Annotated in this window: 7 protein-coding genes; 3 read left to right on the plus strand and 4 right to left on the minus strand. The window is 36.1% G+C overall.

The features are described 5' to 3' along the window. On the minus strand, positions 1-4899 hold the full coding sequence (locus ACQ0RB_RS07225; RefSeq protein WP_430497521.1) for a T9SS type B sorting domain-containing protein: 4899 nt from the start codon (positions 4897-4899) through the stop codon (positions 1-3). After that, positions 4863-7127 (minus strand): choice-of-anchor L domain-containing protein, encoded by a 2265-nt coding sequence (locus ACQ0RB_RS07230; protein ID WP_430497523.1) that lies wholly within the window; start codon positions 7125-7127, stop codon positions 4863-4865. The genes ACQ0RB_RS07225 and ACQ0RB_RS07230 overlap by 37 nt, the downstream gene beginning before the upstream one ends. Positions 7128-7532: 405 nt before the next feature. On the opposite strand from ACQ0RB_RS07230, the gene ACQ0RB_RS07235 reads away from it, so the two are divergent. The 3 genes from ACQ0RB_RS07235 (at position 7533) to ACQ0RB_RS07245 (ending at position 10227) form a co-directional block, all read left to right on the plus strand. Further along, positions 7533-8435 (plus strand): NifU family protein, encoded by a 903-nt coding sequence (locus tag ACQ0RB_RS07235; protein WP_430497525.1) that lies wholly within the window; start codon positions 7533-7535, stop codon positions 8433-8435. Positions 8436-8564: 129 nt separating this feature from the next. Next, a complete protein-coding gene (locus ACQ0RB_RS07240) occupies positions 8565-9269 on the plus strand; it encodes a hypothetical protein (RefSeq protein WP_430497526.1) in 705 nt (234 codons plus the stop codon). A 145-nt stretch (positions 9270-9414) separates the two neighbouring features. Continuing rightward, the gene (locus ACQ0RB_RS07245; RefSeq protein ID WP_129760989.1) at positions 9415-10227 is read left to right on the plus strand and encodes a mechanosensitive ion channel family protein; all 813 of its coding nucleotides are present in this window, start codon (positions 9415-9417) and stop codon (positions 10225-10227) included. Here the strand turns inward: ACQ0RB_RS07245 and tsaB are convergent. Both tsaB and ACQ0RB_RS07255 read right to left on the minus strand, forming a co-directional pair. After that, positions 10224-10895, minus strand: a complete 672-nt coding sequence (gene tsaB, locus ACQ0RB_RS07250; protein ID WP_430497529.1) for a tRNA (adenosine(37)-N6)-threonylcarbamoyltransferase complex dimerization subunit type 1 TsaB — start codon at positions 10893-10895, stop codon at positions 10224-10226. The two genes, ACQ0RB_RS07245 and tsaB, sit on opposite strands and share 4 nt — an antisense overlap. Positions 10896-10899: 4 nt before the next feature. Next, entirely contained in the window at positions 10900-12192 is a 1293-nt protein-coding gene (locus ACQ0RB_RS07255; protein ID WP_335972491.1) for an efflux RND transporter periplasmic adaptor subunit, read from the minus strand. Positions 12193-12195: the final 3 nt, after the last annotated feature.

Genomic DNA, 12195 nt, shown 5'->3' on the forward strand with positions numbered 1-12195 from the left:
TTATCGTTTCAAAGTAAAGTGAGCTTTAAACTCTTTTCTCTGCCCACCAATTGGTTCGTCGTACTCTACTACAAACCAGTAATCACTTGATGGCATTGGGTTTCCATTGTAGGTTCCATCCCATCCTTGTCCCGAAGGAGATATCTGCTTCAACAGTTTTCCAAACCTGTCAAAGATATAAATTTTTACGTCAGCTCTACCTGCAAATCCTATTATGTTCCATGTATCATGATATCCATCTCCATTTGGTGTAAAGTACTTTGGATAATCCAACACTGTTATCTCCAACGCTGTCAATCCACATCCATTCTTGTCTCTTGCCACTACTACATGTTCTCCTGAGGTAACGTCTTCAAACAAACCACTGTCTTGCCATGGACCGTTATCTAAACTGTATTCATACTCTCCTGGTCCTGTTGCTTCTGCTTCTATAACGTGATTTTCTGAAAAAGCTTGTGTAGTCACTTCGGCTACCAAGGTTGGAGGTGCACTTTCTATAACTAAAGTCTCATCGGTATTCTCACAGTTGGTCTCTGTTGATGTTACTTCATCTACAACGGTTACACTATAAGTTCCGCCTTCTGTTGGCATATAACTACCTTCTGTAGCGCCTGCGATTTCTGTTCCGTTAAGATACCATGTAAAACTGTAATCTGGTGTGGTCAGGCCTGTATCTAATACTAAAGGATCTAATACTTCTGTCCCATTAGTATCCACACATAGTATATAACTGTCTTCTAAATCAAATACTGGTAACGGATTCACCTGAAGGGTCAGATCTGTCACATCATAACAGATAGAATCTGGTGTGGTATCATTATCTACTCTTACATAAATAACCTGTGGGTTAGTGATGTTCTCATAAAGTGTAGGTAATGGGTTTACTCCTGCGTCTGCATCATCAAAACTCGCATAGTACGTTACTGTATAATTTAATGGGTCTTGACCATCTAGTACGTCTTCATCTAATGTTGATAGATCAAATTGTACACTGTCGTTAGTTGGGTCTCCATCTATCTCCATATTGTCATCACATAGCTCATATAGAATTGGCTCCATATCACTATTGGCTTCTGCTGCTTCCTGAACTTCTATGTTAAAGCTTTGTGTGCTTATCGAACATCCTGTTACTGTATTGGTAATGGCTACATAGATTGGTTGTGGATTGATCACATTGGTATATGGACTTACCAATCCGTTCATTAGATCATCAGCATCTGCTTGTGTAGCATGATAGCTTACTGTAAATAGGGTTGGATCTTGACCATTAAGTACTTCTGCATCTTTACTGGTTAAATCAAACTGTGCAAAGCCATCGGTATTGTCTTCACATATGATAAAGTCCGTTACTGCTACTACATCTGGTAATGGGTTTACGGTTATCGTAAAGGTTACTATGGTATAACATCCTGTTACATCATTAGTCACACGCACATAGATGGTTTGTGCTGTGTAATCGGTTGGGATGTTAGTGTACATTGTTGGGTCTGCTATAGCATTGGCTCCTGCTTCTGCATCTTCTTCTGTTTCATGGTAGCTTGCTGTTACTCCTGCTTCTCCATTGATGATGTATACTTCGTTTTCGGTAAGATCAAATACCTCTTGTCCATCTCCTGTATTGATGTCATCACATAACTCTAGGTTATCTGGATCTGTACTTGGAGTTGGGTTTGGTAATACTCTAATGGTTAACGTTGTGTAATCCACACAGCCTGTATCGGTATCGGTAACAACTACATATAGTGTTTGTGGGTTAGCTGGTGCGCCATTAACTGATGTATTGGTATAGGCTGTAGCGTCTACTGCGTTGGTTCCTGACTGTGCATCGGCATTGGTTTCATAATAGCTTACACTCCAGCTTGCTTCTCCTCCTGTAATCTCACTGTCCTTAACTGTAAGGTCAAATACCGTAATCTCATCGGCCACTTCATCATCACACAACTCCAATGGTGTTGGTTGGATTGCTGTTGGTGGAAGTTCCACACGTATTTCAAACTCTCCTGTAGTTACACAGCCATTGGCTACACTTACCAAACGTATGTAAATGGTCTGTGGGTTGATTTGGTTACTATAGTTGGTCGTGTTAGCTATTGGGTTGTTTCCTGAGTCGGCATCTGCCTGTGTTAAATGGTAGGTCAGCACAAAATCTGCTGGGTCTTGGGTACCTAATATCTCTGCTGCTTTGGTTGTTAAATCAAACTGCGCAATCTCATCGGTATTGGTATCACAGATAACATAATCGTCTATGTTTGTTGGAACTACTGGTGATGGTAATACATTTAATACCAATGGTACTATAGTAAAGCATCCTGTTATTGTGTTCTCTGCTCTTGCATAAACGGTTTGTGTATCTGGTACGATATTACTGTAAGGACTTACTAATGGGTTTTGTGCGTTTTCAGCATCTGCCATAGTCTCATGGTAGCTCACAGCAATATCCAATTCGCCATTGATGATCTCTACTGTACTACTGTCTAAATCAAAACTTGCAAAGCCATCATTGTCTACATCACATTCTTCTAAGTCTGTTGGTACTGCTGGTGATGGTATTGGGTTTACTCGTAAATCTAAAGTAATTGTACTCACACAGCCTGTAACATCATTGGTCGCTCTTACATAAATAGTCTGTGGGTTTACAGTATTGGTATATGGACTCGTGATTGGGTTGTTCCCTGAATCGGCATCGGCTTGGGTCTCATAATACGTTAGGCTGATTCCTGTTTGACCATTCAAAATCTCGTCCGCTGCATCTTCTAATGTAAAGGCTTCTTGCTCATCGCCTGGGTTATTATAATCACATAACTCCAATGGTGATGGTTGTACCAATACTGGTAATGCATTAACGATAAGCTCTAATGTTGTAAGCTTATAACATCCGTTGTTATTGTCTTCTACTCGTACCCATAGGGTCTGGTTGAAGGCTGTTGTGTTTGTATAAGCTGCTGGGTTCAGTATTGGGTTTGTCCCTGCTTCAGCATTAGCTTCTGTTTCATGATAAGTGACTGTATACTGTGTTGGGTCTGCTAGGTTTTGAAGTACTTCTGCATCCTTGGTAGTAAGGTCAAACTGTGCAAATCCATCGGATGAGGCATCGTCACAGACTTGTAATGGTGTTGGTCCTGCTCCTAATTGTGGGGTTGGATTTACTATCAATACTAAATCTACTATCGTAGCACAATCGGTAGCTATGGTAGCGCTTTCTACTCTAGCGTAAACAGTTTGCGTGTTTACCACAATGTTATTGTATGGACTTGCTAATGGGTTTACATTATTATTGGCATCTGCCATAGTCTCATGGTAAGTTACTGTAAGTCCTGGAACGCCTCCTGTTATTTCATTATCTGCATCGGTAAGGGTAAACACTCCAAAACCATCACTATCAGGATCACAGTACTCCAATGGTGCTGGCACATTAGCTACTGGTGCTTGTTCCACTACCAACGTTAAGGTTGTAGTAGCATAACATCCTGTGTTGATATCCTGAACACGTACATACACTACTTCTCCATCAAACCCTGTGTATGGTATTGGTAATGGATTGGTAGCATTGTCTGCATCTAACTGTGTTGGGTAATACGTTACCGAGTAGTTCGGGTTGTTACCACTAATCTCTATATTCTTTAGAGTAAGATCAATGTCTGTTATGCCGTCTGGTACATTATCATCACAAACTTCCAATGGTGTAGGAACTACTAATACTGGAAGTGGGTTGACCACCAACTCAAAACTACTTACTGAAGCACAGTTTGTAATTGTATTGGTAAGTGCCACATATAGGGTTTGTGGATTGGTTTGATTAATATATGGTACGGTTATCGCATTGATTCCTGCTTCGGCATCTGCCTGTGTTTCGTAATAGCTTACCGCTACATTAACCTGTCCATTGATGATTTCTGCATCTTTGGTTGTAAGATCAAATGTTTCTTGCTCGTCGCCTGGGTTGTTATAGTCACACAACTCGTATGGTGTTATCGCACCTATGGTTGGTAATGGGTTTACCAATAGGGTAAGCTCTACTGTGTCATGGCAGCCTGAAGTGTCATCTTCCAAACGCACATAAACGGTTTGGGTGTTTGGTACAATATTGTTGTATGGACTTGATAGGTCATTGACACCATTGTCTGCATCAGACTGGGTCTCATGGTAGGTCACTGTCATTCCTGTTTGTCCACCTAATACTTCTGCGTCTTTTAATGTTAAGGTAAAGCTTGCAAAACCATCGTTATCATCATCGCAGACTTCCAATGGTGTTGGTGCTACTGCTACTGGTAGTGGGTTAACCACTAGCTCTAATGTCGTAGTATTATAGCATCCTGTTGTTGCATCTTCTAAACGCACATATACCGTTTGCGTGTTGATGACAATGTTAGTGTATGGTGAGAAAATCTCATTGATAGCATTGTCTGCATCGGCTTGGGTTTCATAATAGGTAACGTTAACACCTGTTTGTCCGTTAAGTATCTCTGCATTCTTATCTGTTAGTGTAAATGCTGCAAAACCATCGGCATCGTCATCACAAACTTCTAATGGTGTTGGCACTAATACTTCTGGTAATGGGTTAACGATAAGCTCAAAGCTTGTGTATCCATAACAGTCTGGTGTGGTAGCATCTTCTACTCTTACATGTATCGTCTGTGGGTTACCTGTATTGGTATAGGTTGCTGGGTTTGCTATAGCATTCATTGGTGCTTCTGCATCTGCTTGGGTCTCGTAATAGGTTACTGTATAAACCAATGGGTCTTGACCGCCTAATATAGTAGCGTCTTGTGTGGTTAAATCAAACTGAGCTACGCCATCATTGGAAGCGTCATCGCAAACTACCATATCTGATGGCTCTGTTGCTATGGCTCTATAGTTAACTACTAATTGAACACCGGAAGTGGTGAGGCTATGTAGCAACTGGAATCGCCTGCACTCTCTACGCGTACATAGATTGGTTGTGGGTTAACGGTATTGGTGTAAGGACTCACTAGTGCATTAGCCCCTGAATCGGCATCAGCAAAACTAGTGTAATACGTTACTACAAAATCCGTAGAAGGTTGTGCGCCTAAAATACCTAAATCTTGAACCGTTAAATCAAAATCCTCAAATCCATCATTGCTGTCGTCATCGCAGACAACTAAATCAGTTACAATGTTATAACTAGGACTTCCTACAAAAAGTGTAAACTGAGATGTAGCGTAACAAGCTTCACTGTATATATCTTGGATTCTTACATAAACTATTTGCCCATCAGCGCTAGTATAGTTAGTTGGATCTGCTATTGGGTTTGTATTATTTTCAGCATCTGCTAAAGTTTCAAAATATACTACATCAAACACAGTATCATCTTGACTACCTATAACTACGGATGTATTTTGAGTTAAATCAAAATTTGCTGTTGAATTAGGAGTACAAATACTTAAATTTTGAACGTCTTCAACAACAGGAGAAGGATAAAACTCAATTATAATAGAGTCTGTGGCTTGACATGATGCAGAGAATACAATTTCAACAGTATATTCTCCATTTTCAGTTACATCTAGCGTTGAAGATGTTTCGCCTGGTATAACATCACCATTTAAATACCAAGTATGCGTAGCTGCTGGTGCTGCAGTATCTAAAGTTATCACACCACCTTCACAGGTTGTATTAGCAGCTTGCACAGTAATATCATCTCCTAAATCACCTCCTAAATTAAAACTACCAGCTTCTAAAAACACTCCAGAATCTAAAGCAGAATCGGAAGCATCAGCTATTACTAATTTTATATGATAAGTTTCTCCTGGTGTTACAGGAGATTGTGCTGTAAATACTTCTGTTCTTCCATCAAAAGAAATTGGTGGTTGGTTATTTCCTGTGTAGCCACCAAAGTATTGCTCGTTAATAGCGCCACATCCTGGATTTGCTGGGTGAATATTTGTAACCAGAATAGGTGTTGTTGTTCCAGGTAAAACAGCTAAATTGGTTGTTGTTCCTCCAGAATCGGTTAGTAAAAATGCAAATGCATCAGAATAAGTACACTCAAAGGTTCCTCCTGTACTTCCATTATATTCTTCTGAAGCCATTAAAAAGTTAAAGCTTATACTATCTGCTAAAGGCACAAAGTCAAATTCTATTATTGAAGCATTATTAGTTGTAGCTACTCCAACTGCCGCATTTAAATCTGGGTCACCAGGCCATGCCGAAGAACCGTCGCTCATTGCATTATTATTAGGACCTCTTGCTTTACTCGCATCACCAGATGTCATTAATAAACCATCTTGAAAAGGAAAACTAATTCCATCTCCATAGAAGTAACCTATACCATTATCTTGCGAAAAATTAGTTCCTGTTGAGTAGGTTATATTTGAAACCTCAGCGCAAGGACTATCAATTAACACGTCTAAAACCAATTCTTCAACTGTATATGTTGTTTGGTCTACAACTACATTTGGTCCAAGTACAAAAACTGTTATGGTTGTTGTTTCTGTACAGCCTTGTGGGTTAGTATCAGTTACTATAAGTGTAACAGTATATGTTCCTGCTGTAGTAAAGGTATTAGAAGCAGACTGACCAATAGCAGTATTTCCATCGCCAAAATTCCATGTGTAGGTTGCTCCTGTTCCATCTACTGAAAACGCTGCACTTCCTTCAAAATCTACAGTCTCTCCTGGAAGAATACTCACGACTCCAGCACTTGCTTCAGGAGTTGTACTATCTATAGAAGGAGCTATAGCTTGACAAGGTTCAGCACAAAATATTTCAGCAACCCAACCAGTAGTAGTTCCTGTTGCATTAGAAACAAACTCGAAAGTTAAACAACCACTAGTATTAGTATCGGAAGCTTCTACAAACCCTGGATTAACAACTCCAGAGTATGAACCTATAACAGGCGATGAAGTATCAGGTCCATCATAGATTGTTAAAATATCAGTATTTAATTGTGTACTAAATTCAGTAAAGTTGACTATGGTGAAATCCGTAGTGTTTTCTGGACATATGGTTGTAACATAACTCTCATTACTTGAGTAAGGTCCAGTTGCTCCTCCTGAATCGTAGAACATATCAGGTTGACACCTATTAAATGTCCCATCTTGCATGAGAACATCTTGTGAAAAAACATTTAGAGATATTAAAAAAACTACTAATAAGTAAACTTGCTTCATAATTACCTACTTTTTACTAATTGATATTATTTTATAAAGTATTTAACTTTTAAAATATAACAGTTTAATACATCAAAATACTACCTAACAAAAATAAGTCTTTGACATACCAACATGTTCCTCAACCAGTTATGTTAACACCTTATTCTTAAACAGCGTTGTTAAAAACAAAATTAATGTTAACAACATTCAAGTAGGTATTACAATAAAAGCGGAAATTTAATAAATTTTAACTAATTACATCTTTTAAATTGTAATAAAAACACCAGTTTTAACAGTTATAAGTATTAAAAAATTGATTTTCTGATTATGATTACTTTTTGAGTTAAAAATGACTTAAAAAGAAATTTAGAAAACCTCTCTTCAATACTGCTTTTGTATCTTTGTATCTAAAATAGATTTACAGTGAAAAATATTTCAATAAAAATTACAACAACCAACAATCCCTCTATTGTTAAGTTTGAAGCAAATACTTTTTTGACTCAACATAAAAGTTATGAGTTTAATAACATTGATGATGCTAAACCATCGCCTTTGGCTCAACAGTTATTTTATTTACCTTTTGTAAAGAAAGTTTACATCTCTGGTAATTTTATAGCGGTTGAAAAATATAATATTGTTGAATGGGAAGATGTACAAAACGAGGTTGCTGAACAAATTGAAAACTATTTAAATAGCGACGGAGTGTTAATTGAAGAAACAGCTACTCCTAAAAAAGTTCCTGTTACTGTTTATGCTGAGAGCACACCAAACCCATCTGCAATGAAGTTTGTTGCTAATAAAAAACTGGTTACAACAAACTACGAATTCTCTTCAATAGACGATGCTAAATTATCGCCATTAGCTTTAGAGTTATTTCATTTTCCTTTTGTGAAAAATGTTTTTTTTGACGAAAACTATGTTTCAATTACTAAGTATGACATGGCAGAATGGAATGACATCACTATGGAGTTACGTGAGTTTATTAGAAAGTACATTGAAGATGGTAAAGAAGTAATGAATACTAATGCACAAGCAACATTACAAAAAACTACTGAGCAATTAGATGAAGCTTTTGAATTGCTTGATGACACTTCAAAAGAAATCATCAATATACTTGAAGAGTATGTTAAACCTGCTGTTGCTAGTGATGGCGGAAACATACATTTTGACTCCTATAATAAAGACACAAAAACCGTAAAGGTAATCTTACAAGGTGCTTGTAGTGGATGCCCTTCATCAACATTTACTTTAAAGAACGGTATTGAAAACATGCTTAAAGAAATGTTGAACGGTAAGGTATCTACTGTTGAAGCTATTAATGGCTAAACTTGCGAAAGCATTTTTTGGATTTATAAATTTTTAATTCTTAAAAAAGAGTTAATTTATCTCAATCTTAACATTTTCAACTTTTATTATTGAACATATTTTCTTTTTTTTACCACAAAATCACAAATCATGAAGAAAAACCAAGTAATTGTTGCCCTTGTACTAATTTTAACCTCAAATCTAAGTATTGCACAAGAAGTAATTAGTCGTTCATTAAATCCTTCTTATAACAGTAGTAGTGGTCTTATCACAACAACACCTGTTGTACTAAACGACGATGTTGAAGGCACACCATACATAACAAGTGATTTTCTACCAGCAAGAATATCTGCCTCTGATGACAATATTTTTTACGTAAGGTATAATGCAATTAAGGATGAAATTGAAGTAAAAGGAGATAACAATCAAGCTTTTGCTTTAAATAAATATAGAAAAGATATTATTATCAAGTTAGTTTCTAACAGTAAAACTTACAGATTATTCGACTATGTTGACGATAACGAATTACCTAATTTAGGGTATTTTGTTGATTTAATCCCAGAATCTAACATCAAACTTCTTAAGAAAGAAAGAGTAATCTTTATTGAAGAAAAAGTAGCATTAACTAGCTACCATACTGCAAGACCTGCTCAATTTAAAAGAGTAAGTGATGATTACTACATTAAAATTTCTGAAGAACAAGGTGCTGTATTAATGCCTAAAAGAAAAAAAGACATCGCTAAATTAATTCCTGAGCATTCAAAAGATATTTTAAGCTATATTAAAACTAACAAGATTAAAACTTCAAGAGAAGAAGATTTAATTAAACTGGTTAACTACATGAGTACTTTATAATTTTCTCATGAATATAAAATTTATAAAAGCACTTACAATAAGTGCTTTTTTTATACCTTCAAATTAAATAATCGTTAATAAAAGAATTTGATTTTCACTTCAAAATCATTATAATTAATTTAATAGAAATTTAAAAACACACAATATGGATATTGAAAAATGGACAAACACAGCTGTTGAATTTGCAACAGAATATGGACTAAAGGTAATTGGAGCTATTGTCTTTTGGATTGTAGGTTCGTGGATTATTAAAAAAATCATGAACACAACCAGAAAATTAATGACCAAAAGCAACTATGATGAAAGTCTTCAAAAGTTCTTATTAAACCTATTAAGTTGGGGATTAAAAATTTTATTAGTCATTACACTTTTAGGCGTTTTAGGAGTACCAACCACATCATTTGCAGCAGTATTAGCAGCAGCAGGTTTAGCAGTAGGTATGGCACTTCAAGGATCGTTAGGTAATTTTGCAGGTGGTGTTTTAATCATGATTTTTAAACCTATAAAAATCGGTGATTTAATTGAAGCTCAAGGTGAAATAGGTGTGGTAAAACAAATTGAAATATTTACCACTAAATTAACTGGCTTGTCTAATAAAGAAATTATAATTCCTAATGGAGCTTTGTCTAACGGAAACATTGTTAACTATTCTACTGAAGGAACTAGACGTGTAGATTTAGTTTTTGGTGTAGGTTATGACTCTGATATAAAACAAACTAAAGAAGTATTAATGAATGTGCTTACCTCACATCCAAAAGTACTTAAAGATCCTGCTCCTGCTGTAACTGTTTTAGAGTTAGCAGATAGCTCAATAAACTTTGCTACAAGACCATGGTGTAAAACTGAACACTATTGGGATGTTTACTTTGATGTGACCGAACAAGTAAAAGAAGCTCTTGATGCTGCTGGTATTGAAATACCTTACCCACACCAAGTTGAAATACATAAAGAAAGTTAAGATTTAGGCTTTAACGCAATAAAATCTTTTAAATAATAAGGTTCAAAATAAGCGACATCTTCGATGTCGTTTTTTTTGTACTTATCATAAGCCAACATACTCATTTCGTTTGCTGAAGGTAATCTATCTTCGATAAATACTGCATTTTCATGCTGTATTATAGTTTGGGCTTTTTCAACGCCATTACCAACAAAATAGACTTTACCTTTTGCGAGATAGTCTTTAAAAGAGTTTTCATCTAGTATTTGCGCTTCAATAGCTCTTATTTCGTTATATGAACTGTCAAACACAGCTGAATAGACTTCCATTCGTCTAGCATCTAACATAGGCACAATAACACCATCAGTAGCTTTTACTTGATGCGCTAAAGCTTTTAATGTTGATACAGAGATTAACGGTTTCTCCAAAGAAAAACAAAGTCCTTTTGCTGCTGAAACACCTATTCTTAAACCTGTGTAAGATCCTGGTCCTTTACTTACTGCAACTGCGTCAATTTGAGACAAACTAACGCTTGCGCTATTAAGGACATCGTCAATAAATACATGCAAAGACTCAGCATGTGAATAATTCTTGTCATTAAGTTCCTTTAAAACCAAAGTCTCTCCTTGTTTTGAAAGAGAGACTGAACAGTTTGTTGTTGTGGTTTCTATGTTTAGTATAACTGCCAAATATTTAGTCTTGTGAGTTATCTGTATCTTTTGTGTCTTGCTTAACTTCTATTTTATCTCCAGAATTAAGCGTTTTTGAAACTACGTTGTATGGTCCTGTAATGATTTCATCATTTTCTTTAAGACCTGAAATAATTTCAATGTTTGAATTGTCTTGTATTCCTGTTTTTACAACTCGCAATTTAGCTTCTCCGTTATTAGTTACAAAAACACACTCAAACTTTTCTTCAGTTTCACCTTCAACTTTATTAATCGTTTTTTCGTAAGACTTTTTAGTAGAACTAGTATCTGTCTTAACAACTATTGCACTAATTGGTACAGCAACTGTTTTTTCTCTTTTGTTTGTAATAATATCTACAGTAGCTGTCATACCTGGTCTAAAAGGCGAGTAATGCTCTGGCTTTCCTTCAATTAAATCTTTATAAGATTCTTCGAGAATTCTAACCTTTACTCTAAAGTTTGTAACCTGATCTGCTGTTAATGTTCCTGCTGCTGAGTTTGCTATTTCAGTAACCACACCTTTAAATTCCTTTTTCAAATAAGCATCGACCTCAACAATTGTAGAGTCACCAATTTGAACCTTAACAATATCATTTTCGTTTACATCTACTTCAACTTCCATATTGCTTAAGTTAGCAACACGCATAATTTCGGTACCAGCCATTTGTTGAGTACCTACTACTCTTTCGCCTAATTCCACATTAAGCATAGAAATAGTTCCTCTCATTGGTGCATAAATAGTAGTTCTGGTAAGGTTGTCTTTTGCTTCATTTACTGTAGCTGCAGCACTTTGCACACTGTAATAAGCTGAACTCTTATTTGCTTGAGCAGTTTCGTAAGTTGCAATAGCTTTGTCCCAATCTGCTTTAGAGATTACGCCTTTTTCAAAAAGCACTTTGTTTCGGTCATAATCAGCTTTTGCTTGTTTTAAATTTGCTTCAGCTTGCTCTAAACCTGCTCTTACATTTTGGTAAGAGGCTTGAGACCTGTTTACTGCAGATTGAATTAAATCTGGATTTATTCTTACTAATAAATCTCCTTTATTTACCTCTTGTCCTTCTTTAAATGGTAGTTCTAAAATTTCACCAGATACTTCAGAAGATATTTTTACTTCTACTTCTGGTTGAATTTTACCTGTAGCCGAAACAGTTTCAATAATATCAACTAGTGCTACTTTTTTAGTTTCTACTTCTTTAAAGTTTCCTTTTTTGCCAAATAAACCTGCTTTTGACCCAATAATTAAAAGGATTATTAATGCAATAGCTGATAGTACTAAAATTTTGGCTGTCTTACTCATGGT

This window comes from Gaetbulibacter sp. PBL-D1 (genome assembly GCF_050509525.1).
Taxonomy (GTDB): Bacteria; Bacteroidota; Bacteroidia; order Flavobacteriales; family Flavobacteriaceae; genus Gaetbulibacter_B; species Gaetbulibacter_B jejuensis.

Coding starts and splice junctions, on each gene's coding strand:
- ACQ0RB_RS07230 (WP_430497523.1), bottom strand. CDS start 7,127: ATGAAGCAAGTTTACTTATTAGTAGTTTTTTTAATATCTCTAAATGTT.
- ACQ0RB_RS07240 (WP_430497526.1), top strand. CDS start 8,565: ATGAAGAAAAACCAAGTAATTGTTGCCCTTGTACTAATTTTAACCTCA.
- ACQ0RB_RS07245 (WP_129760989.1), top strand. CDS start 9,415: ATGGATATTGAAAAATGGACAAACACAGCTGTTGAATTTGCAACAGAA.
- ACQ0RB_RS07255 (WP_335972491.1), bottom strand. CDS start 12,192: ATGAGTAAGACAGCCAAAATTTTAGTACTATCAGCTATTGCATTAATA.